Raw genomic sequence first — 22,760 nt, forward strand, 5'->3', positions numbered from 1 at the left:
ATTAGTAAAGTGACGTCTTATTGTCTTCGATGAAACCGCGAGATAAACGACCGAACATCTTATAATAGGTATAGATAGTATATGAGAGCACTATCGGTACGAAGATGATAGCGGCCCATGTCATCACCGTCAGAGACGTTTCACTCGCCGTGGCGTCCCACATGGTCAGGCTCATATTCGGTACCAGTGAAGATGGCATAACGAATGGGAACATGGCCGTACCACAAGTCAAGATCACCGAAGCGATGGCAATTGAGCTAAACAAGAAGGCGAAACCTGAGCGGTTTAATCGACTCGATAGCAAAACAAGTAATGGCATAGCTAAGCCCAATATAGGGAACAGCATAGTCACAGGATACTTGTCATAGTTGGCCAACCAAGCACCGACTTCTACCACAACCGTCTTATGAGTCGGATCCGATACACCGTAAGTGTCTATGGCCGAGGTGATCACATAACCATCAATGCCATTGGCTAACCAGAAACCTGCAGCGCCAAAGAAGACGAATAGCAATACCGATAATACCTGAGCCGCATTGGCTGCGCGCACTCTCAGCTCGTCTTCAGTCTTCATCTGCAGCCAAGTCGCGCCCTGCAACATAAACATGCTGACGCACACTAGGCCGGCGAGTATGCCAAAGGGATTCAGCAGGCCGAAGAAACCGCCGTGATAAGTAGCACGCAGGTATTCATCGAAATCGAACGGTACACCTTGGAGCAAGTTGCCGAAGGCGACACCTATGATCAGCGGTGGCACGAAGCTCCCCACAAATAGCGCCTTATCCCAAGCCTTACGCCATCTTGGATCTTCTATTTTTGAGCGATAGGTGAAACCGACAGGCCTTAGGTACAAGGCAAACAGCACTAACATCATGGCCACGTAGAAGCCCGAGAAGGACACGGCATACACCATAGGCCAAGCGGCGAACAAAGCGCCAGCGGCTGTGATCAACCATGTCTGGTTGCCTTCCCAGTGAGGCGCTACGGTATTAATCATGACTCGACGATCGGTGTCATCTTTACCTAAGATAGGTAACAGGACACCAACGCCCATATCGAAACCATCGGTGACGGCGAAGCCGATAAAGAGCACACCTATCAGCGCCCACCAGATGAATCTTAGCATTTCATAATCAAACATAATCTGCTCCCCCTTAGGCTTCTAAGTTTTCGAAGTGATAACGGCCCGTATGCAGGCAACTAGGCCCCTGGCGTACGAATTTGAGCATCAGATAAACTTCAATCACTAATAACACTGTATAGAAAATAGTAATTGAGATGATGCTAAACCAGAGGTCACCAACGCTCACGCTGGACGCTGACATAAAGGTCGGCAGTATTTCTGAGATGGTCCAAGGCTGTCGTCCATGCTCGGCCACAAACCAGCCACACTCGATGGCAATCCAGGGTAGAGGCAGGCTGTAAAGCGCCGCCTTCAGCACCCAGGGCTTCTCGGCTATTTGATGACGTGTGCTCTGCCAAAATGCGGCAGCGAACACCAGCAGCATAAACATGCCACAAGCCACCATGACCCTGAATGTCCAGAAAATAGGCGCTACGTTCGGAATAGAATCCTTAGCTGCGGCGACAATCTGCTCCTCGGTGGCATCAACCACATTGTTGGTAAAGCGCTTAAGTAAGAAGCCATAGCCTAAATCAACTTTAGCCTCTTCGAATGCGGCGCGCAGCTCGGGCGATTCATCGCCTCCACGCAGCTTGGTTAACATCGCGTAGGCCTTCATGCCGTTGCGAATGCGAACCTCATGTTGCGCGATAAGGTCGGTTAAGCCCACTACTTGTCCATCTAAAGAGCGTGTGGCTATTATTCCCATAAGGTACGGAATTTGGATGGCATGATCGTTTTCCATGGTCTCCTGGTTAGGGATAGCAAAGGCAGTAAAGGCAGCCGGAGCGGGCTCTGTGTGCCACTCGGCCTCAATAGCGGCCAGTTTAACCTGCTGCGCCTCACCCACAGTATAACCAGACTCGTCACCTAGGACGATAACAGACAGGATTGAGGCCATACCGAAACTGGCGGCAATGGCAAACGAGCGACGAGCAAACGGCAAGTCACGCTTCTTGAGGATATAGTAAGCACTGATAGACAGAACGAACATGGCGCCGGCAACATAACCCGAGGCGACAGTATGAACAAATTTCACCTGGGCAACTGGGTTAAATAGAACCTCTCCCCAATTGGTCATCTCCATTCGCATGGTTTCATAGTTAAATACCGATCCCACTGGGTTCTGCATCCAACCGTTGGCAATCAAGATCCACATCGCCGACATGTTTGAACCGAAGGCGACTAACCAGGTAACCGCCAAATGCTGACGCTTACTAAACCTTTCCCAGCCGAAGAAGAACATACCCACCAAAGTGGCTTCCAGGAAGAAGGCCATCAGTCCTTCAATTGCCAGTGGCGCCCCAAAAATATCCCCCACATAGTGAGAGTAATATGACCAGTTGGTACCAAACTGGAACTCCATAGCGAGTCCGGTAGCTACGCCTAAAGCAAAGTTAATACCGAACAACTTACCCCAAAACTTGGTCATATCTTTATAGATCTGTTTATCAGTCATCACATAGAGTGACTCCATGATAGCCAGCAAGAAAGCTAGGCCCAAAGTTAAGGGAACAAACAAGAAGTGATACATCGCTGTCATCGCAAATTGAAAGCGCGAGAGGTCAACAACTTCTTCTAAAATCATTAGTGACTCCTTAGGTGGTGCAACCACCTATTATGATTAGATCCCCATCAATCATAATAGATGCCTATTGAGGAATTTTATTTTAAGCCTTTTACGCGCTCAGCGGCGGTAAAGAGAGGCTAAATATCGTTTTTTACAAAATGTTCGAAATAAGCACAATAATGTTCTAATCAAGCGTATTCCATGACCAAGCTCACAACAAAATATATATTTGCGGTAAGTGTATGGGTAAAAAATAACAAATTAGAAGCTAAATCTTTATTATCAAAAACTTAACCAAAGCACAGACTATTCTCACCGTTGTTTTATACCATTCAAATTTGATTCAAATCAATCAATCACTAGGGTTAACATGGGTTTTGTGGCTAAGGACACAGTTCACTACACGACTCGATTGACCAATGCTTAATACCATGCTAGGAAGTTAGTCGTATCAGTGATAAACCAGCATTTCAGCCGCTTACAATAAATTTTAAAATAAATACCGATAAAATCAAAACAAATACCAGTAAACATCAAAATAATTTACAACTCTAAAGCCAACAAAAAAACATAAGTAAGTGTTTTAAATTAACTTATTAAGAATACGCTCTGTAACCCCCTCTAAAAAACCTACAAATAGATTAGTTTTAGTAATGCCAAACTGTAATTTTTCTCGTTTGATGAATTATCTATACAAGAATAATATACGTCTTGTGCTCAGGAGCGACTAATGTAATCCGGTGAAGTAGCCCGGCTAGTCACACTCCGCTCACATAACCCTTTAACTGTGTGGAGATACCATTATGAAAAAATTATTGAATCGTTTAGCAAACAACTACAAGCGTGTTTTTGTTGAACTTTATACTGCTAGAGAACTTTAAACTTCCACTGCAGTAAACAGATTTGCTTGAAGTTTTGTTAGCGCAAAACGACCACCTAGTTGATTCAGCTAGGTGGTTTTTTCATTTCTAAGCCTATCAAAAACCACAGTTTACACATCTTAGCCAACACCTAATCAAGTAATCTCTTATATACTAGTTGAGTCTCTTACTAATCGCTAGCCCTCCAATTACACTCTTACCTACTGATCTACAGCTAACGAGGTATTTATCACTGTTTAGTACATCCTAACTCTCTAATACTCTCCTAACTCTCTATTTAGTAGTGAATAAATGATAAGATTTTTTCCATAAAAAAAGAGCATCGAAACTTTCGATACTCTTTTTCACTAGATTAATTTAAGTTGAAGCTAAAAACTCAAGCTAACTTTAGACTTTGCTAAACATTAGCTTAACCCAACTTTACTCGCGCGTTTCTGAACATTCTCATCCAAGGGCTATCTTCACCCCAACTATCAGGATGCCATGAGTTTGCCACGGTTCTAAATACACGCTCAGGATGTGGCATCATGATGGTCACACGACCATCAGTGCTACAAATACCAGATAACGCATTTGGCGAGCCGTTAGGGTTCTGTGGGTAATGGCTAGCGATCTCCCCTTTACCATTCACATATCTAAGGGCTACCGTACCAGAAGCTTCGGCTAATGCCATGGCTTCAGGCGTTGCAAACTCGGCGCGACCTTCACCATGTGATACCGCTATTGGCATACGAGAGCCTTGCATGCCCTCCAAGAAGATAGATGGACTTTTTTGTATTTCCACCAGACTAACCCTAGCTTCGAAACGCTCCGAACGGTTGCGTACAAAACGAGGCCAATGCTCAGTACCAGGAATAATCTCTTTCAATGTAGATAACATCTGACAACCGTTACATACACCCAGAGATAAACTGTCTTCACGCTCAAAGAACTGAGTGAACTGCTCACGGGCACGGGCATTGAACAAGATTGACTTAGCCCAGCCCTCCCCGGCTCCCAGCACATCACCATAAGAGAAACCACCACAAGCCGCTAAGCCCTGAAATTCATCTAAGGTTACACGGCCACTGAGAATATCACTCATGTGAACATCACGACTCTCAAATCCAGCCCTGTCGAAAGCAGCAGCCATCTCAAGGTGTGAATTAACCCCTTGCTCACGCAAGATAGCCATCTTAGGTGCAACACCTTTTAAGATAAATGGCGCGGCAACATCTTCACTTAGGTCAAATTTAAGATCCACAGTCAAGCCTGGCTCGTTTACATCTTGCTTAAGCTTAAACTCTTCATCGGCACACTCAGGGTTATCTCTCAATGATTGCATCTTGTGCGTCGTTTCGGCCCAGATAGTCCTCAGCTCAGTGCGAGGTTCGACCAGTATCTGTCTATCGCCATCATTGATAGTAATAGTATCGTCAGAGGTTAAACGGCCGATAACATGACAGGCAACACCTGCACTATTGAACTGAGCAATTATAGCTTCACTTTGTGCACTGCTAACTTGAATGACACCACCAAGCTCCTCATTAAAGAGTCGCTCAATATCGGTGCCGTCTACATCTTCAAGGTCGATATTAAGACCTGTGTTACCCGCAAAGGCCATCTCAACCAAGGTAGTAAATAAACCACCATCGCTGCGATCATGATAGGCAATAACATCGCGCTGGGCGACTAGAGGCTGTATTACTTCGAAGAAACCACGAAGTAAGCTTGAGTCTTTCAGATCCGGCGCTGTATCACCAAGCTCACTATAAACCTGAGCAAGACATGAACCACCTAGACGGTTATTACCCGCACTTAGGTCAAGAAGAAGTAACTCTGTCTCACCTTTATCGGTGCGAAGCTCAGGCGTCACTGTGTTTCGGATATCCTGCACAGCACCGAACGCAGTAATGACCAGTGACATAGGAGAGGTCACCGATTTATCGACGCCCTGATCTTCCCATGCAGTCTTCATGGACATAGAGTCTTTACCAACGGGAATAGTCAGGTCAAGCTCAGGACACAGCTCCTCACCAATGGCTTTAACGGCTTCATAGAGGCCAGCATCTTCACCCGGATGACCCGCTGCGGACATCCAGTTGGCAGAAAGCTTGATACGTTTAAATGAACCAATATCGGTACCGGCGATATTCATGATTGATTCGGCAACGGCCATACGCGCCGATGCGCCAAAGTCCAATAGTGCAAGCGGAGTACGCTCACCCAGAGACATGGCTTCACCGGTATACGAATCGAAACTCGCTGCAGTCACAGCGCAATCGGCAACTGGGATCTGCCAAGGACCGACCATCTGGTCACGATTAACAAGGCCTGTCACACTTCTATCACCGATAGTGATAAGGAAGGTCTTCTCGGCAACAGTTGGTAGTCTAAGGATGCGGCGAACAGCCTCTTTTATTTCAATCTTACTTTGATCGACTGCCGGAGACTCGGCCTTAGCACTGATCACATCACGGCTCATCTTAGGTGCTTTACCTAATAAGACCTCCAGTGGAAGATCGATAGGCTTATCACCAAAGTGCTCATCACTCAGTGATAGGTGACGTTCTTCTGTTGCCACGCCGACGACAGAGTAAGGTGCACGTTCACGCTCACAGATAGCAGTAAAAGTCGCGAGGTCTTCTGGTGCGACAGACATCACGTAACGTTCTTGAGACTCGTTACACCAGATCTCAAGTGGGCTCATACCAGGCTCATCCGATGGCACATCTCTTAATTCAAACTTACCACCACGCTCGCCATCGTTGACCAGCTCAGGGAAAGCATTAGACAAACCACCCGCTCCCACGTCGTGAATAAATTGGATCGGGTTGTTATCCCCCATTTGCCAACAACGGTCGATAACTTCCTGACAACGACGCTCCATCTCAGGGTTTTCACGCTGAACCGAAGCAAAATCGAGATCTTCGTTCGACTCACCAGATGTCATCGAAGAAGCTGCACCACCTCCAAGTCCGATATTCATCGCAGGGCCACCCAGTACAATCAGCTTAGCGCCGACGGTGATTTCACCTTTCTGTACATGTTCACCACGAATGTTGCCCAGACCACCGGCAAGCATGATTGGCTTATGGTAACCGCGCACTTCAACACCATTATGGCTGCTGACTTCCTGCTCATAAGTACGGAAATAACCCAGTAGTGCAGGACGGCCAAATTCATTGTTAAATGCGGCGCCGCCCAATGGGCCTTCGGTCATGATATCCAGAGCAGTTACGATACGATCAGGTTTACCATAATCGGCTTCCCAAGGCTGAACGAAACCCGGGATCTGAAGGTTCGATACGCTAAAGCCAGTCAAACCGGCTTTTGGCTTAGAGCCACGACCTGTCGCCCCTTCATCACGGATCTCACCGCCAGAACCTGTCGCAGCACCTGGATATGGGCTGATAGCCGTTGGGTGATTATGGGTTTCGACCTTCATTAGGATATGCATAGGCTCGGTGTGGTAACTATATACACCGTCATCTTCAGGGAAGAAGCGACCCGCGGTATAGCCTTCCATCACGGCGGCATTGTCTTTATAGGCAGAAAGTACACCATCCGGAGTCACCGCGAAGGTATTCTTAATCATCTTGAACAAAGATTTTGGCTGAACTTCGCCATCGATTGTCCAATCTGCATTGAAAATTTTATGACGACAATGTTCAGAGTTTGCCTGGGCGAACATCATCAACTCGACATCATTTGGATTACGGCCCAATTTGACGAAGTTTTCGACTAAGTAATCGATCTCATCATTGGCTAAAGCAAGTCCAAGTTGAGTGTTGGCAAGCTCCAGGGCACTGCGGCCTTCACCTAAGATATCAACACTGTTTACAACCGAAGGTTCGGTACGGACAAAAAGCACTGCCGCCTTTTCGAAACCAGTGAGAATGACTTCAACCATACGATCATGCAAGAGTGCAGTTAGTGACACCTCTTGCTCGGTCGTTAGTCCATCAGATTCTACATAGTAAGCAATACCGCGCTCTAATCGCTTAACTTTATTGAGACCACAGTTATGAGCAATATCAGTAGCCTTAGAAGACCAAGGAGAAATTGTACCAGGGCGTGGTGTGACAAAATGAAGTGTGCCTTGTGGCGCATGGGCTTCGATAGCCGGGCCATAGGTTAGGAGTTTTGCAAGTTGCTGGGTCTCGCTCTCGTCGAGGGACTCAGTTAAATCTGCTAAATGTACGTACTCAGCATAGATGCCAGAAACAGGAAGCGCAGCAGTTTCACAAGCTTCCATTAACTTTTGAACTCTAAACGCTGATAAAGCTGGGGCTCCGCGGATGATCTCCATCACGTCATTTCACCTTATATATTATAATTGCAGGGTCAGAACTGGCGACATTATAGGGAAATATGAGAAACAAAGCACCCGTAGTTACTGGAGAAAACAGTGTTTCCTATAACGAAAAGTGGCTCAGTATGAATTTTGTACTGAGCCGAGCGCCAAACAGGATCTAATCAAGAAAATCGCTCATAATCTTAACTAATACTTTTCCTTTTCGTGAACATTATTCGTACAGAAATGCTGTTTTTATTCAGTTCGCGAGCGATATGATATAATCACCCGCTGTGTCCATGAAAACTACTAGATAATTTAACCATAAATGAAAAAAATTCTGTTTGTTTTACTTACGCTTACCTTACTGGCTGCCTGCCAGAAAGTGGCTGTGGAACAAGCTGAATTAGTGCCTGAGTCTGCAGCTAAAACAAAATTAAATGTAGGCACACTCTATGGTTCACAAATTTTCGTCACTACAGGACAAGGTGAAGCAGGTTTTGACTATGAGATGGCATCACGTTTCGCCGATTTTCTCGAACTCGATTTAGAGATGAAGCCTTACCCCAACATAGGTGAGCTTTACACAGCACTTGATAGTGGGGAAATCGATTTTATTGCGGCCGGTCTTGCAGACACACAAACTCGACGTGAGAAGTATCGTTTAGGTCCTCCCCTCTATCGTGTTAATCAAGTTTTAGTTTATAAACAAGGCACAAAGGTGCCTAAAGATATTTCTCAATTAGACGAAAATATCACTGTCATCACAGACTCATCTTTTGTTGAAACCCTGTCTCAGCTACAAAAACTGTACCCAGATCTCCTTTGGGATCAGGAAAAAGATAAAGACAGCGAAGAGTTGATGGGCATGATTGCCAGAGGCGAGATAACTTATACTATCGCCGACTCGACGACATTCGACATCAACCGCCGTTTTATGCCTGAACTAAGAGCCGGGCCCGTCTTAAGAGAAAAACAAGCGATTGTCTGGTTACTGCCACCAAATAATAGCGACCGCTTAATGAGTGACTTGCTAACGTTTTGGCACAATGAGAAACGCAGTGGCACCTTAGCCCATCTCAATGAGAAATATTTTGCCCATGTGAAACGCTTCGATTATGTCGATACCCGCGCATTTTTACGTGCAATCGATAATAAGCTACCAAGATATAAGGACAAGTTCCAATTTTATGCAGGTGGTATAGATTGGCGTAAGCTTGCCGCAACCGCTTATCAAGAATCTCACTGGAACCCTAACGCTCGCTCTCCCACAGGCGTCCGGGGATTGATGATGTTAACCTTGCCTACGGCAAAGCAGGTCGGTATTGAAAACAGACTGGATCCAGAACAAAGCATCAAGGGAGGTGCTAAGTACCTCAATGATATTTTAAACCGCTTGCCAGACTCAATTCCGGAAAATCAGCGCATGTGGTTTGCTTTAGCTTCTTATAATATCGGCTATGGACATGTGGAAGATGCGCGCAAGCTCGCCGAGTCTATGGGACTCAACCCCAGTGCATGGCGAGATCTAAAAGAAGTGCTTCCATTACTGCAGAAACGTAAATACTATAAGCGTACCCGCTATGGCTATGCCCGCGGTAACGAGGCTGTCCATTATGTTGACAGCATTCGCCGCTACTACGATACCTTAGTCTGGGTAGATAATCAGAACCAAATGATAGAAGATGAGAAAGCCAGAGCCGAAGAGACTCAGGTTGTCGATCTACCCAATAAAGAAAATAGTGAACTATCGGGCGCACAACCTCAGTAAACTAATCAGTTAGGCTAAACCCTGACACTGGAATGCTTGCAGTAGTACTAATAAAGATTGAGGGAAATATAATGAAAAAAGCAAAAATGAAATTTAGCTCAAACAGACGAAGAACACAGAAAAAAACCAAACACCTACGAACCTTAAGCCGTCAGAAGATGTTCTTCTCGTTTATCCAGCCAGTTGACTAATTAAAGGTGGGTGCCCTTAATCTAAACGGACAAACACCTAAGCTTATATCTCCAGAGATGACTATTTCTCAGCCTCTAGGTTCTTCTCTAACTTCTTTAGTGCTTTTTTCTCTCTACGTCGACGTCTAAAAAATTGACTTAATTGTTCACTGCATTCATCAGCTAGCACCCCTTCGCTAACTTGTAGCTGATGATTAAATGCCGGGTGTCTCACCAAATCGATAACCGTTCCGGCTGCCCCCGTTTTCTCATCTCTTGCCCCAAAAACGAGACGTTCAATACGAGAATGAACCATAGCTCCCGCGCACATGGCGCAAGGCTCTAAGGTGACATAGAGAGTAGTGTCCAATAGACGATAGTTCTCAATCACCTTTCCAGCCTGACGTAAGCACTGCATCTCGGCATGAGCGGAAGGATCATGTAGCCCAATACAGTAATTGAAACCGGCACTGACAACCTCGCCACCTTTCACTAACACGGCCCCAACCGGCACCTCACCGACTGCTTCGGCTTTACGGGCCATCTCCATCGCCATTGACATAAAGTGTTTATCTAACGCCAACTGCGAAGCATTTTCATCAGGTTGCACTTGGGAGTCTTTTTTCTGCTCAAACAAGGGGATTTCCACCATTTAACAATCAAAAAAGGCGCCGAAGCGCCTTTTCTATTTTACACCTAAGTGCACTTAAGCGTTAATTATTCCCACTCGATAGTCGCAGGCGGCTTGCCCGAGATATCGTAAACAACCCGTGAGATACCATCAATTTCATTGATGATACGGTTAGACACTAAGCCTAAGAAGTCATAGGGAAGATGAGCCCAATTTGCCGTCATGAAATCTATGGTCTCGACAGCACGTAATGAAACCACCCAGTCATATTTACGGCCATCCCCCATCACACCAACAGAGCGTACAGGGAGGAACACTGTAAATGCCTGGCTCACCTTGTTGTAAAGGTCAGCTTTATGCAGCTCTTCGATGAAGATGGCATCGGCGAGACGTAGCAGATCACAGTACTCTTTCTTCACTTCACCCAATACGCGAACACCTAAACCAGGTCCAGGGAATGGATGACGATAAAGCATGTCGTATGGCAAACCAAGCTCTAAACCTATCTTACGCACTTCATCTTTAAACAGTTCACGAAGTGGCTCAACTAGACCTAGCTCCATATCATCAGGCAAGCCGCCTACGTTATGGTGTGACTTGATCACATGAGCTTTACCTGTGGCACTACCCGCTGACTCAATCACATCAGGATAAATGGTGCCCTGTGCCAGCCATTTTGCGTTGGCACACTTCTTAGACTCTTCATCGAAAATCTCGACAAACACACGGCCGATGATCTTGCGCTTAGCTTCAGGATCGGCCTCACCTTCCATTGAATCGAGGAAACGGTTTTCAGCATTCACATGAACAATATTCAGTCCGAAGTGATCGCCAAACATGTCCATCACTTGCTCGGCTTCATTGAGACGCAGCAAACCGTTGTCGACGAATACACATGTCAGCTTGTCACCAATAGCGCGGTGCAGCAACATGGCAACGACCGATGAGTCGACGCCGCCAGAAAGGCCTAGGATAACTTCGTCATTACCTATCTGCTGCTTAAGCTTAGCGACCGCATCTTCTATGATAGAAGCAGACTTCCAATTTGCGTCACAGTTACAGATCTCTAGCGCGAAGTGTTCAAGCATGCGCTTGCCCTGACGAGTATGAGTCACCTCTGGGTGAAACTGCACTCCATAGAACTTTTTCTCTTCGTTTGCCATGGCAGCGAATGGACAAGTATCAGTTTTGGCAACGGTAACGAATCCTTCAGGGATTTCGGATACTTTATCACCGTGGCTCATCCACACATCAAGAAGTGGCTTGCCTGTTTCACTGATTGCATCTTCTATGCTCTTAAATAATGCGGATTCAGTTTGAACTTCTACCTGAGCATAGCCAAATTCGCCTTCACCTACACCTTGAATAACCTTGCCACCAAGCTGCTCAGACATGGTCTGCATGCCGTAGCAGATCCCCAGTACAGGAACACCAGCATTGAAGACATACTCAGGGGCACGAGGTGAGTCATTTGCAGTCACGCTCTCAGGGCCACCGGCCAGGATAATACCATTTGGAGCAAAACCTTTAATTTGCTCTTCACTCACATCCCAGGCCCATAGTTCACAGTAAACGCCTATCTCACGAATGCGGCGGGCGATAAGTTGTGTGTACTGAGATCCAAAATCTAAGATCAGTATCTTATGCTCATGAATATTGTTCATGGGGAACCTTTATTTCTTTGTCTAATTTGTCGGTATCAATCTTAATTTAACACTAGTTAAGTAAACTAAGACCGGTATAAATGGGGATATTAAAAATAGGCGGCTCATTGCCGCCCATTTTAAACAATTCTTAGCAAGCTAAGTTATGAACCTGGGCTGTAATTCGGCGCTTCTTTGCTGATGGTCACATCATGAACATGAGACTCACCCATGCCGGCCGAAGTGATCTTCACAAACTCGGCTTTTTCATTTAGCTCTTTGATGGTCGCGCAGCCAGTCAAGCCCATGCATGAGCGCAGACCGCCCATATGCTGGTGAATGATCTCTTTAAGCTTACCTTTATAAGCAACTCGACCTTCGATACCTTCGGGCACTAGCTTATCGGCAGCATTGTCGCTCTGGAAGTAACGATCCGATGAACCTTGTGTTTGGTTCATAGCCCCCAAAGAGCCCATACCTCGGTATGACTTATAGGCACGACCATTATGTAGTTCAGTCTCACCCGGCGCTTCATCGGTACCGGCAAACATTGAGCCTGCCATGATACAAGATGCACCCGCGGCTAAAGCTTTGGCCAAATCACCTGAGAAGCGGATACCGCCATCGGCAATGACCGGGATATCTAAGTGCTTAACGGCTTCTGCTGCATCGGAAACGGCTGTGATCTGAGGCACACCGACACCGGTAACGATACGAGTAGTACAAATAGAACCAGGGCCAATACCTACCTTAACTGCGTTAACTCCGGCTTCAACCAGTGCAAGTGCACCTTCGGCCGTTGCCACGTTGCCGCCAACAATCTGCAGTTCAGGATATTTAGCACGAGTGTCACGAATACGCTGAAGAACTCCTTCTGAATGTCCGTGAGATGAATCGATAAGCAAAACGTCAACACCGGCAATCACTAATGCATCGACACGCTCTTCGTTACCCGGACCGGCACCGACGGCTGCGCCGACGCGTAGTCGACCTAGCTCATCTTTACAGGCATTGGGTTTCTGTTCGGCTTTTTGGAAGTCTTTTACTGTGATCAAGCCCTTGAGCTTAAAGTTACCGTCGACAACCAGCACTTTCTCAACTCTATGAGAGTGCATTAATTTCTGCACTTCATCCAGCTTAGTACCTTCAGATACAGTAACCAGACGATCTTTAGGTGTCATCACCTGACTTACGGTACGGCTCCAGTCGGTGATGAAACGCACGTCACGGCCTGTGATGATTCCAACAAGCTCATTGGCATCATCGACAACGGGATAACCGGCAAAACCATTCTTCAGGGTCAGTATCTTAAGATCGGCCAAGGTAGTAGTAGGCGTTACAGTCACTGGTTGTTGAACGATACCAGCTTCGTAAATCTTAACTTTACGGACTTCTTCGGCCTGTTGCTCGATAGTCATATTTTTATGAATAAAACCAAGACCACCTTCCTGTGCAATGGCAATAGCCAAACGAGCTTCAGTCACGGTATCCATGGCTGCAGACACTATAGGGGTGTTAAGTTCTATTTTATTTGTCAGACGAGTCTTGAGAACAGCGGTATTAGGGAGTACGGTCGAGTGTGCAGGAACAAGTAACACATCATCAAAAGTGAGTGCTTCTTTCTTTAAACGTAGCATGGCAACATCTCCCAAATAGAGTAAGTTTCGAGTGAAATATTGCGGCGAGATTATACCTTGCATATTGGCCTTGGTAAATGGAAAATAGTAAAAAAGTACAGTTAGCCGCAAAATCCCTATGAAAATGCCAAAAAATAATGTTTATACCGTTTCACGCCTCAATGGCGAAGTTCGCCAACTTCTGGAAGGTGAACTGGGCAAAATATGGCTTAATGCCGAAATTTCAAACTTCGCGGCCCCAGGTTCCGGCCACTGGTACCTGACTCTCAAAGATAACCAGGCCCAAATTCGCTCAGCCATGTTCAAGGGCCGTAACCGCTCGGTGACCTTCAAGCCAATAAATGGTCAACAGGTACTGGTTAAGGGATCCATCAGTGTCTATGAACCCAGAGGCGACTACCAACTCATCATAGAATCTATGCTCCCCGCCGGCGACGGTCTGCTAGCCCAGCAATATGAAGCACTCAAGATGAAGCTGGCAGCCGAAGGCTTATTTGCTGCGGACACAAAACGCCCTATCCCATCTAATATTCAGAAGATAGGCGTCATCACCTCGGCAACGGGCGCAGCACTCAAAGATGTACTCCATGTATTAGCCAGGCGTGACCCCTCTATAGAAGTCGTGATCTATCCGACACAAGTTCAGGGCGACCCTGCGGCTAAGCTTATCTGCAACGCTATAGCAATTGCCAATGCCAGGCAGGAAGTCGATGTTCTTTTGCTGACTCGAGGCGGGGGTTCTCTCGAAGATCTCTGGTGCTTCAACAGCGAAGATCTCGCCCACGCCATTTATAACAGCGCCCTACCGATTATATCTGCAGTAGGCCACGAAATAGATACCACCATCAGCGATTATGTCGCCGATGTTAGAGCGCCCACGCCATCAGCTGGCGCCGAATTACTCTCTAAAGATGCCGAAAATAAGGGTGAGAAACTCGAGCTGTTTATTTCAAGGCTTAAACAGAGCTGGCAGCATTATGAGCTGAAAACTAGCAGTCGAATGAATACCTTAACCCATCGCCTGCAACGACAAGACCCCAAACGCCGCCTGCAGCAATACGGCCAGAGTTTCGATGAGATGCAATTTAGACTCGATGCAGCAATGGAAAAGAAACTGGCAAGTCTTACTCTCAAACAACAAGAGTTGAGCCATCGACTAAACCAACAATCGCCAGCAAACAAGCTCGAATTAGAAAGCCAAAGATTGAATTATTTAACCACAAGACTTAAAGACACCATCAAAGAGAAGTTAGCTAGCAGTGAGAAAAGCCTAAGTGTCAGTGCCCACCAGTTACAGACTGTGAGCCCGTTGGCCACACTGAGCCGAGGTTACAGTATTACTCAAGATAACAACGGCAAGGTGCTCCTTAATGCCTCAGACGTTAACGTCGGAGATATGCTAACGACTCGATTACTCGAAGGTGAGGTTCAATCAAAAGTAGTGTAACCACGTTAAAGTTGATTTTGGGTGAGAACTCGAATCACTTGTGTGAGAAGCTGTACTTCAATATCTTTTGCTAGGTTGACTAGGTTGCTTTGATATTTAGTTAACCTGCAAAGACGGTGATATGGGGCTCTCTCTCATTCACAGAAGCAATCCCATTATCGTCTTTACGACAACATCACTACCGAGAGCCTTCACACCTAATCAAGGTTTTAAGAAAGTTATCTCTTCGATTGAGCTGGTTAGATTACCTAACCAGCTTCTAGTAAGTGAACCATTTACTGACGGCGATTTACGATCAGATTAGTTAATTATTCTGACCTACAGCTGCAAATAAATACACCAAAAATGCTCCCCCACTTACTATTGTTCGTAGCCAATGTTTTGGCCCCCAACGTGAAAGCAAGTTTTGAGTATTTTCGGATTCAGGGTCATTTTCGGGCGCTAAGAGTATATCGTTGATAGGCTTGATAAGGATCAGCGTTATCGGCACCACTGAAATTAGCATCAGACTGCCTACAAGCCATAATACTCCCATGCCATTTAACCAAGCTAAGACACCTGCAATAAAGCCAAACAATGCTAGTGCTATCTGTAATGGGGCCGCACGCTTGTACATAGGTGGGAAAAATCGCCCACCAACTGAAACTCCAGCCTCTAAGGCTGCAGGATGTTGAGCTAGAGAAATATAAAGTGCGGCTCCATAAAAAGTACCGCAGCAAAATAAAGCAATAATTTGAATTATCATTATCAAAGTCCTTTGATGTTTAAATAGTGTTTACAAACAATTCCCAGTTATTTTCGAGGTTGTAAAGTGCCCACTTGCTGTAAATTTACCTAACAAGCAAAGAGTTACTCGTGAGTCTATCGCCATTATCAATTATATTTATTAAGACAGCCTTAGCGTACTCACTGCAAAAGTGACTTAATGTAGCCATTTTACACATTTTTGGAAAACCTCACTTAAACGGCTTAGCCAAGGAAATGACAGACGAAGTTAAAAAGAATCAAGTGTAGATGCGGCTGCGAGCTTCCATAACATGGCCGAATATGTTCCATACATTTTTCGGCATTTCCACCATCCGTGGCCGTCAGATGTTTTGGTAGAGCCTCCATGGACGGATTCACGGCGTTTCCCAGAAGTATCAGCTCATCCCCCGCAGGGAAGCGCTAGATAACCATTAAGGTAAGAGTTAACAGTCACTTCCGAATACCAACTCAGCCAGAGCTAAATCAGAAAATGTATTAAGCTTTCATTCGAAGGCATCAAAGTCCCTATACAAATCCCCTCCTTCACCATCCATGGCGATCACGGATAAGCATGTCCATATGCAAATCCCCTCCTTCACCATCCATGGCAATCACGGATAAGCATGTCCATATGCAAATCCCCTCCTTCACCATCCATGGCAATCACGGATAAGCATGTCCATATGCAAATCCCCTCCTTCACCATCCATGGCGATCACGGATAAGCATGTCCATATGCAAAAAAAGCCAGTTAAAATGAATTAACTGGCTTCTTCGATAAAATAAGATTTTTAGAAACGATAAACTAGTCTCTAAAACTTATTTCTTATCGTTATCTCTGATGTGACTCATCATACGCTTACGACGGCGTTCCTGACTCACGGTGAGTTTCTTCGTATTCATGCCTTCAAACGGATTCGCACCATCCTGGAAGCGCACCTGGATAGGTGTGCCCATGACTTTCAACGAACGACGGTAGTAGTTCATCATATAACGCTTGTAGGAATCCGGCAGTTTCTTCACCTGATTACCATGAACCACTACAATTGGTGGGTTGTAGCCACCGGCATGGGCATATTTAAGCTTAACACGGCGACCATTCACTAATGGCGGCTGGTGATCATCCTGCGCCATCTGCATGATGCGTGTCAGCATAGACGTACTTACGCGGCGCGTGGCACTGTCATAAGCTTCTTCGACTGACTCATAAAGGTGACCGACACCGGTACCATGAAGTGCTGAGATAAAGTGAATGCGGGCAAAATCGATAAAGCCCAAACGACGATCCAACTCACTCTTGACTCTGTCTTTAATCTCTTGATCGATACCATCCCACTTGTTGACGGCGATCACCAAAGCACGACCAGCGTTTAGGGCAAAACCTAATAGACCGAGATCTTGCTCCGCGATACCTTCACGAGCATCGATGATCAAGAGCACTACGTTACAGTCTTCGACCGCTTTAAGTGTCTTAATAACAGAGAATTTCTCGACAGTTTCATGGACTTTACTGCGACGGCGAACACCGGCAGTATCGATAAGCACGTATTCACGTCCTTCTCGTTCCATAGGAATATAGATACTGTCTCGGGTGGTTCCCGGCGAGTCATACACGACCACACGCTCTTCACCTAAGATGCGGTTAATCAAGGTAGACTTACCTACGTTGGGCTTACCGATAATCGCAAGCTTGATAGGCAGATCTTGAAGACGCTTCTGCTCAGCCTCAGCTTCTTCTTCAGAGTATTCTCTCTCTTCAACCTCTATATTTCCATCATCATCGCGATTAAGGCCAAGCGCTTCGGCATAAGGTGCCAGGGCATACTCGATCATGTTGGTCACGCCACGGCCTTGTGAGGCCGCCATCTGATAAACCTCTCCTAGGCCTAAGGCCCAGAACTCGGCACAAGCAGAATCGGCATCGATACCATCAACCTTGTTAGCCACCACGAAAGTCGTCTTTTCTCGTCGACGCAGATGCTCAGCAATCGCCTGATCCGCAGCGGTTAAACCGGCTCTGGCATCGGTGAGGAAAAGCACCACATCGGCTTCTTCAATCGCGGCTAAGGACTGTTCGGCCATATGAACTTCTATGCCCTCTTCGGTACCATCGATACCACCAGTATCAACCACGATAAACTCATAACCAGACAGGTGAGCGCGACCATATTTACGATCCCGAGTTAGCCCAGGAAAGTCGGCCACCAAAGCATCTCTGGTACGCGTAAGGCGATTAAACAGGGTCGACTTACCGACATTGGGTCGCCCAACAAGGGCCACAACTGGAATCATTTTTTTGCCTCTAATCTACTGTTTTCAAATCTATAAAATATCAATACTCGGATCTTGACCTATTTAAGACTGGCTCAAGCCGATACTACATCTTGCTTATTGTGTTTAATATAAGGTACTTAACACAAAAAGCCCCCAGAACGACTTCCGGGGGCTAAATATCAATTCAGATAAAGCTTACGGAAGCGTTATTCTAGCAACTTTTCCCGCACGAGTCTGAACATAAATGCTATCACCGACAATCAAGGGCTGGCTGTACAAACCAGAGTCATCCACCTCGATACGGCCAACAAGTGTTCCCGTAGACTTATCTATAAAGTGTAGATAACCTTCGAAGTCACCGACAACAATATAATCTTTAAATACGGCTGCCGAGGTTAAGTTACGGTTAGTTAACTCAGTATTACTCCAAGTCTCTAAACCATTTCGCCTATCTACAGAGTAGATGCGACTATAATCGTCCACAAGGAAAAGACTCACACCTGAGCTAGCTAATTCATGGAAGCTAGAGTACTTACGTGACCAAACTATCCGTCCAGTCCTCAACTCCATGGAGACTAAGTTACCGTTAAAGCTTACAGCATATAAGTTTTCACCTATGATCAATGGCTGCATATCTACATCGGCCATACGGGTAAACTCGTTACCCCCTTTTGGCGTATAGATAGACTGTTCCCAAGCGGCCTGACCATTGTTCTTAATCACCACGGCTATCTTACCATCGGCTGTACCGACGAAGAAACCACCGGCTTCATAGGTAGCAGAACCTGTACCACGCAGGGTCAATGTCGGCAGCTTAGACTCATAAGTCCACAGCTTTTCTCCATCGTCAACTTTAAAAGCTTCCAAGGTACCTGAGCTTGTGCTGACTACGACAACATCTTCAGCTACCGTAGGCGCTGAGAGTAACTCTCCACTGGCTATGGCAGACCATACTTTTTCACCGGTTTCTGCGTCTAAGGCACCGAGTAGGCCACTTTCGCCACCGATAAAGACCTTGTCTCTCGCAGCAGTAACTCCGGCGGCTAGCTTAGCGCCCTTGTTCTTAGCCAAGATATTATCTTTAAATGCAGAGCTGAAATTCCTACTCCAAACCTTATCCCCTGTCACTTCATCGAAAGCAACAACTTCACCATATCGATCAGCAACGAAAAGCTTGTCGTATCTGGCTGCTGGGCGAAGGCGAGAATAATAGTCACCGACACCACTACCAACACTCGTACTCCAGCTTATTTCAGGAAATACGCTGGCTTCAATTTCGGGTAACGGACTTATCGGCTCTTCTTCAACATCACTAGATGAACAGGCAGATAACAAGCCAATACTCAGACTACATGCGACTAGTGTTTTGCACCAAGACTTCATGGACGTTTCCTTATGCCTTGTTCAAATTATCTAGCTTCATCTGCAGTGCAGGGCTTGCACTCGTTCCACCATTGTTAACCGCAGCCTGATAAGCCGCTTTAGCCAGCTCTTCATCCCCTTTACGCACAAGGAAATCACCTTTTAGCTCATCTCTCTGAGCCGTAAAAGCAGGATCTGAGACCTGTTCTAACGTCGTGATAGCCGTTGCGATTTGGCCTTGTTCCGCTTGAACACGCGCTAAACGCATGGTTGCTACCATGACTAAACCTTTATCGGGCGCAGAGGCAACAACGCTTTTCAGTGTGGTTTCCGCTTTTTCGAGGTCACCGGCTTCAACAGCTGCTTTAGCGACGATAAGCTCAAGCAGTGACTGATAACCTTTCTGGCTGTGATCTTTGGCAAAATTTTCTGCCGCAGCTAACATCCCGGTATCGGATATATTGCCAGCTCTTACCGCCTGAAAGGCTTCAGATGCCGACTCGGCCTGTGCAAGTTTGTGATCGGAATAATAGTTCCAGCCAAATAAACCACCTAGACCAACCACGGCACCCACAACAATAGAAGAGCCATAATCTTTCCAGAACTGTTTGATAGCATCTACTTGTTGTTCTTCTGTGCTATAAATTTCCACGTTATCTTCCTCTTTAAATCAGTTCTGCTATATAAGTTGCCAATCCGTCACGGGCAACTAATGCTTGTTCTTTCTTTTCACGCAGATATTTAACCGCTACTTGGTTATTGGCCAATTCATCTTCACCGATAACTAAGGCAATGAATGCACCACTCTTATCTGCACGTTTCATCTGTTTCTTAAAGTTTCCACCACCGCAATGGCTCATCACTCTCAAACTTGGTAACTCGGTGCGAAGTGCCTGAGCAATTTTAATCGCTTCGACTTTACTTGCATCGCCCATGGCGGTGACATACACATCGACAGTAGCCGGAATATCATGAGTAAGCTCAAGCGTCTCTAACATCAAGACGATACGCTCTAACCCCATAGCAAAGCCAACTGCTGGTGTATCTTTACCACCAAGTTGCTCGACAAGACCGTCATAACGACCACCCGCGAGTACGGTGCCCTGAGACCCCAGACTAGTGGTAACCCACTCAAAAACAGTACGATTGTAATAATCTAAACCACGCACTAAACGTGGATTAATGACGTATTTGATGCCAACTGCGTCTAAGAGTTCACATAAATGTGAAAAATGTGTACGCGTTTCCTCACCGAGGAAGTTCATTAACTCCGGCGCATCGACCAAAAGCGCCTGTACATCAGGGTTCTTAGTGTCTAAAACGCGCAGTGGGTTGGTATACATACGGCGCTGACTTTCTTCATCCAGCAGCTCTTTAAACAGCTCAAGGTAAGCAATAAGCGCTTCACGATAAGCGGCACGCTCAGCAGGATCACCTAAAGTATTGAGTTCCAGAGTCACATGTTCTGTGATGCCCAGTTTCTCCCATAGGCGAGCAGATAACATCAATACTTCCGCATCGACATCCGCTGAGCCCATACCATAAACCTCGACACCAAACTGATTAAATTGACGGTAACGTCCTTTCTGAGGTCGTTCATGTCTAAACATAGGACCCATATACCAGAGGCGTTGCTCTTGGTTATACAACAAACCGTGTTCATTACCCGCACGTACCGTTGACGCTGTGCCTTCTGGACGCAAGGTTAAGCAGTCACCGTTTCTGTCATCGAAGGTATACATCTCTTTTTCGACAATATCGGTGACTTCACCAATCGAACGTTTAAAAAGGTCAGTACTCTCAACGATTGGAGTACGGATCTCACTATAACCATAGGCACTCACGGTTTCACGGAGTACGGCTTCTAGTTTTTGCCATAGAGGGCTTTGGGTTGGCAGAATGTCATTCATTCCACGAATCGCTTGGATCTGTTTTGCCACGATATAGACTCGTCCGATTTAGCTATAAAAATTAAAAACGCCCCGCAGTATATCTTGCAGGGCAGTATTATCAAACTCAAAAATGTTAATTTGCAAACAGTTCCAAACAAAAAAGCAGACTCAACAAGAAACTATGTTGTATCTGCTTAATCGAAGAAGCTATTAGCTGAGATCTTTGGCTGGAATTCTCTCGTTGATCATAGAAGCTTTGGCTCTAATCTTGGCTTCCAGTGAATCGACTATGTTGTCATTGTCGAAACGCTCTTTCTGTCTAACACCGTCATCGAAATAACCACTCTTACGGTTGCCGCCTGTCAGGCCGATATCTGATACCAGAGCTTCACCAGGCCCATTCACAACACAACCTATGATAGAGACATCCATAGGCGTGACAATATCTTCTAAACGTCGCTCTAGTTCATTGACAGTCGAGATAACATCGAACTCTTGCCGAGAGCATGATGGACATGCAATGAAGTTGATACCGCGAGAACGGATACGTAAAGATTTTAAAATATCGAAACCAACCTTAATCTCCTCGACAGGATCGGCAGCCAATGAGATACGCAAGGTATCACCGATACCTTCGGCTAGTAGCATACCCAAGCCTACGGCAGATTTAACTGAGCCCGCTCTGGCGCCACCGGCTTCGGTGATCCCCAAGTGCAGAGGTTGTACAATCTGTTTAGCGAGCAAACGGTAGGCTTCAACAGCTAAGAATACATCGGAAGCTTTTACACTGACTTTAAATTGGTCAAAGTTGAGTCTATCTAAGATGTCCACATGGCGCATGGCTGATTCGAGCAAGGCTGCCGGCGTCGGTTCCTTGTACTTATCCATCAAGTCTTTTTCTAACGAACCACCATTGATACCTATTCGAATAGGTATATTCTTGTCCCGCGCACATTCGACAACACTGCGAATACGCTCTTCGTTACCAATATTGCCGGGGTTAATACGCAGGCAATCTACACCATATTCAGCCACCTGAAGGGCAATACGATAATCGAAATGAATATCGGCGATCAAAGGAATATTGGTCTGCTGCTTAATCAACTTAAACGCTTCGGCAGCATCCATAGTAGGAACGGAAACACGCACAATATCGGCACCGACTTTTTCAAGAGCACGGATCTGAGCCACTGTGGCTGCGACATCTGTCGTACGCGTATTGGTCATCGACTGAACGGCTATAGGTGCACCATCACCAATGGGCACATCTCCAACATAGATACGGGTAGAAGCACGTCTTTTGATCGGGTTTTCGTTGTACATCTTATTTACTCTA

Annotated in this window: 14 protein-coding genes; 2 read left to right on the forward strand and 12 right to left on the reverse strand. The window is 46.0% G+C overall.

Going from position 1 to position 22,760, the window contains the following annotated elements; translation table 11 throughout:
- Position 1 precedes the first annotated feature (1 nt).
- The 3 genes from cydB to purL all read right to left on the reverse strand — a co-directional run bounded on the left by cydB (position 2) and on the right by purL (position 7,865).
- Positions 2–1,141, reverse strand: coding sequence for a cytochrome d ubiquinol oxidase subunit II (cydB, locus tag sps_RS18835; protein ID WP_077753913.1), 1,140 nt, complete (start codon positions 1,139–1,141; stop codon positions 2–4).
- Between the two features lie 13 nt (positions 1,142–1,154).
- Positions 1,155–2,711: a cytochrome ubiquinol oxidase subunit I gene (locus sps_RS18840; RefSeq protein ID WP_077753914.1), complete on the reverse strand. Its 1,557-nt coding sequence runs from the start codon at positions 2,709–2,711 to the stop codon at positions 1,155–1,157.
- 1,272 nt (positions 2,712–3,983) lie between these two features.
- Positions 3,984–7,865, reverse strand: a complete 3,882-nt coding sequence (gene purL, locus sps_RS18845; protein ID WP_077753915.1) for a phosphoribosylformylglycinamidine synthase — start codon at positions 7,863–7,865, stop codon at positions 3,984–3,986.
- A gap of 313 nt (positions 7,866–8,178) precedes the next feature.
- Here purL and mltF point away from each other — a divergent pair, with 313 nt between their 5' ends.
- A complete protein-coding gene (gene mltF, locus sps_RS18850) occupies positions 8,179–9,621 on the forward strand; it encodes a membrane-bound lytic murein transglycosylase MltF (RefSeq protein ID WP_077753916.1) in 1,443 nt (480 codons plus the stop codon).
- A 252-nt stretch (positions 9,622–9,873) separates the two neighbouring features.
- Here the strand turns inward: mltF and tadA are convergent, their stop codons facing one another.
- The 3 genes from tadA to guaB all read right to left on the reverse strand — a co-directional run bounded on the left by tadA (position 9,874) and on the right by guaB (position 13,702).
- The gene (gene tadA, locus sps_RS18855) at positions 9,874–10,428 is read right to left on the reverse strand and encodes a tRNA adenosine(34) deaminase TadA (protein WP_077755764.1); all 555 of its coding nucleotides are present in this window, start codon (positions 10,426–10,428) and stop codon (positions 9,874–9,876) included.
- A gap of 80 nt (positions 10,429–10,508) precedes the next feature.
- Positions 10,509–12,086 (reverse strand): glutamine-hydrolyzing GMP synthase, encoded by a 1,578-nt coding sequence (gene guaA / locus sps_RS18860; RefSeq protein WP_077753917.1) that lies wholly within the window; start codon positions 12,084–12,086, stop codon positions 10,509–10,511.
- A 143-nt stretch (positions 12,087–12,229) separates the two neighbouring features.
- Entirely contained in the window at positions 12,230–13,702 is a 1,473-nt protein-coding gene (guaB, locus tag sps_RS18865) for an IMP dehydrogenase (protein ID WP_077753918.1), read from the reverse strand.
- 118 nt (positions 13,703–13,820) lie between these two features.
- Here guaB and xseA point away from each other — a divergent pair, with 118 nt between their 5' ends.
- On the forward strand, positions 13,821–15,149 hold the full coding sequence (gene xseA / locus sps_RS18870) for an exodeoxyribonuclease VII large subunit (protein ID WP_077753919.1): 1,329 nt from the start codon (positions 13,821–13,823) through the stop codon (positions 15,147–15,149).
- Positions 15,150–15,453: 304 nt separating this feature from the next.
- Here the strand turns inward: xseA and sps_RS18880 are convergent, their stop codons facing one another.
- From sps_RS18880 to ispG, 6 genes are all read right to left on the reverse strand, one after another.
- A complete protein-coding gene (locus tag sps_RS18880) occupies positions 15,454–15,894 on the reverse strand; it encodes an anthrone oxygenase family protein (protein ID WP_077753921.1) in 441 nt (146 codons plus the stop codon).
- 821 nt (positions 15,895–16,715) lie between these two features.
- Positions 16,716–18,188, reverse strand: coding sequence for a ribosome biogenesis GTPase Der (der, locus tag sps_RS18885; RefSeq protein ID WP_077753922.1), 1,473 nt, complete (start codon positions 18,186–18,188; stop codon positions 16,716–16,718).
- Between the two features lie 177 nt (positions 18,189–18,365).
- Positions 18,366–19,553 carry an outer membrane protein assembly factor BamB gene (gene bamB, locus sps_RS18890; RefSeq protein ID WP_077753923.1) on the reverse strand — a complete coding sequence of 396 codons (1,188 nt, stop codon included), beginning with the start codon at positions 19,551–19,553 and terminating at the stop codon, positions 18,366–18,368.
- Between the two features lie 10 nt (positions 19,554–19,563).
- Entirely contained in the window at positions 19,564–20,184 is a 621-nt protein-coding gene (locus sps_RS18895; protein ID WP_077753924.1) for a tetratricopeptide repeat protein, read from the reverse strand.
- A gap of 13 nt (positions 20,185–20,197) precedes the next feature.
- A complete protein-coding gene (hisS, locus tag sps_RS18900; protein ID WP_077753925.1) occupies positions 20,198–21,472 on the reverse strand; it encodes a histidine--tRNA ligase in 1,275 nt (424 codons plus the stop codon).
- Between the two features lie 162 nt (positions 21,473–21,634).
- On the reverse strand, positions 21,635–22,747 hold the full coding sequence (gene ispG, locus sps_RS18905; RefSeq protein ID WP_077753926.1) for a flavodoxin-dependent (E)-4-hydroxy-3-methylbut-2-enyl-diphosphate synthase: 1,113 nt from the start codon (positions 22,745–22,747) through the stop codon (positions 21,635–21,637).
- Positions 22,748–22,760 lie beyond the last annotated feature (13 nt).

The organism is Shewanella psychrophila (assembly GCF_002005305.1).
Taxonomy (GTDB): Bacteria; Pseudomonadota; Gammaproteobacteria; order Enterobacterales; family Shewanellaceae; genus Shewanella; species Shewanella psychrophila.

What these genes read in the sequence shown, in the direction of transcription:
- cydB (WP_077753913.1), bottom strand. Translation starts at nt 1,141, where the DNA reads ATGTTTGATTATGAAATGCTAAGATTCATCTGGTGGGCGCTGATAGGT.
- sps_RS18840 (WP_077753914.1), bottom strand. Translation starts at nt 2,711, where the DNA reads ATGATTTTAGAAGAAGTTGTTGACCTCTCGCGCTTTCAATTTGCGATG.
- purL (WP_077753915.1), bottom strand. Translation starts at nt 7,865, where the DNA reads ATGGAGATCATCCGCGGAGCCCCAGCTTTATCAGCGTTTAGAGTTCAA.
- mltF (WP_077753916.1), top strand. Translation starts at nt 8,179, where the DNA reads ATGAAAAAAATTCTGTTTGTTTTACTTACGCTTACCTTACTGGCTGCC.
- guaA (WP_077753917.1), bottom strand. Translation starts at nt 12,086, where the DNA reads ATGAACAATATTCATGAGCATAAGATACTGATCTTAGATTTTGGATCT.
- guaB (WP_077753918.1), bottom strand. Translation starts at nt 13,702, where the DNA reads ATGCTACGTTTAAAGAAAGAAGCACTCACTTTTGATGATGTGTTACTT.
- xseA (WP_077753919.1), top strand. Translation starts at nt 13,821, where the DNA reads ATGAAAATGCCAAAAAATAATGTTTATACCGTTTCACGCCTCAATGGC.
- sps_RS18880 (WP_077753921.1), bottom strand. Translation starts at nt 15,894, where the DNA reads ATGATAATTCAAATTATTGCTTTATTTTGCTGCGGTACTTTTTATGGA.
- der (WP_077753922.1), bottom strand. Translation starts at nt 18,188, where the DNA reads ATGATTCCAGTTGTGGCCCTTGTTGGGCGACCCAATGTCGGTAAGTCG.
- bamB (WP_077753923.1), bottom strand. Translation starts at nt 19,553, where the DNA reads ATGAAGTCTTGGTGCAAAACACTAGTCGCATGTAGTCTGAGTATTGGC.
- ispG (WP_077753926.1), bottom strand. Translation starts at nt 22,747, where the DNA reads ATGTACAACGAAAACCCGATCAAAAGACGTGCTTCTACCCGTATCTAT.